Origin of the sequence: Citrobacter sp. TBCS-14 (assembly GCF_005280805.1) — a bacterium.
GTDB classification, from domain to species: Bacteria; Pseudomonadota; Gammaproteobacteria; order Enterobacterales; family Enterobacteriaceae; genus Citrobacter; species Citrobacter gillenii.
The window spans coordinates 1-580 of record NZ_SZWM01000840.1 but is presented as its reverse complement, the minus strand read 5'-3'; the positions used below and the strand labels follow the sequence as shown (position 1 = coordinate 580).

The window sequence follows — 580 nt, the reverse complement described above, 5'->3', positions numbered from 1 at the left end:
AAACGGGCATACCGGTGGCAGATTCGATCTTGCCCAGAATGGTCGGACGCCAGCTATCGAGATGCGGTAGAGCAAGGCGCAGCCCACTGACCAGCAGCGCTGCGATGACAACGAATGCGGCTCCAGTGAGCAGTAAAATCCCCGGCAATCGNCGTTTTGCCGGATGGCGGCGTGAACGCCTTATCCGGCCTACAAGGTATCGCCATCAGGTGGTTAACTACATCATAACGACGTCGAACTGCTCCTGGTTATAGAGCGGTTCGATTTGTACTTTAACCTGCTTACCGACAAAAATTTCCACTTCCGCCAGCGCGTGTGACTCTTCACCTTTCAGGGCTTCCGCCACGGCCGGAGAAGCATAGACCAGGAAACGATCGGAGTCGTAAGCATGGTGCACGCGGACGATTTCACGCATGATTTCATAACATACGGTTTCGACCGTTTTCACCGTGCCACGTCCGTGGCAGGTTGGGCACTCGTTACACAGCACATGCTCCACGCTTTCACGCGTGCGCTTACGTGTCATCTCTACCAGACCCAGCTGTGAAAAACCGTTAATGCTGGTTTTTACGCGATCCTT

1 protein-coding gene and 1 pseudogene are annotated in these 580 nt (G+C 54.2%); both read right to left on the bottom strand.

The genetic code is table 11. The features are described from left to right. On the bottom strand, positions 1-184 hold a 184-nt coding region (locus FDX22_RS32735), incomplete at its 3' end, for a hypothetical protein (protein ID WP_370317686.1). 33 nt (positions 185-217) lie between these two features. Beyond that, positions 218-580, bottom strand: a pseudogene (locus FDX22_RS21600) (Rne/Rng family ribonuclease); the annotation flags it as partial.